This is a genomic window from Vibrio sp. T9 (assembly GCF_003123985.1).
In the GTDB taxonomy this organism is placed as follows: domain Bacteria; phylum Pseudomonadota; class Gammaproteobacteria; order Enterobacterales; family Vibrionaceae; genus Vibrio; species Vibrio diabolicus.
In genome coordinates this window covers 1-503 of the sequence record NZ_NIGY01000053.1, presented here as the reverse complement: position 1 = coordinate 503, position 503 = coordinate 1, and the positions used below count along the sequence as shown (strand labels likewise).

General features: G+C 66.8%; 1 protein-coding gene. It reads right to left on the bottom strand.

What is annotated here, in order from left to right; genetic code table 11:
• Positions 1–468: fimbria/pilus periplasmic chaperone (locus tag CBX98_RS25370; protein WP_172606028.1), on the bottom strand; the 468-nt coding region annotated here is incomplete at its 3' end.
• Positions 469–503: the final 35 nt, after the last annotated feature.

Sequence of the window (503 nt, the reverse complement as noted above, 5' to 3'; positions counted from 1 at the left end):
ACGCCAGACGACGTCCGCGATCTGTGCGTGGCCATCGCCGGTGTTGCTCACGCGCAATACCGGGCCGTCGGGTGAGTTGTCCCACATTGCCTGCAGCGTGGCTCGCACGGGAGGGTCGCCCGCGGGAGCCAGGAAGACAGGTATCGAATAGCGGAGGACGAACTTCAGGCCGGGCTGGTCGCTTCCATCGATCGGCAGCTCGTCGACAATGACGCGGTATGACGCTTCCGTTCCCGAGGGCGCGGGCACCTGCCGGATGGCACGAACCATCTGCCGGTCGCCCGGGGCGATGGTGACCATGGGCGGGCTCACGACCAGGTCGCGCGAGGGTTCGAGTAGGTCCTTGCCGTTGGCTTGCGACCAGCGAAAAACGCGCACCTGGGCATGTACCGGCTCGGTGCCGGTGTTTGTCAGCCACAGCGCATCCGCCTGGGCGGTACTTGGAAGGCGCAGGCCGATGGGTGACACCTGCAGTCCGCTTGCGCAGGCCAGGGGCACGAGAA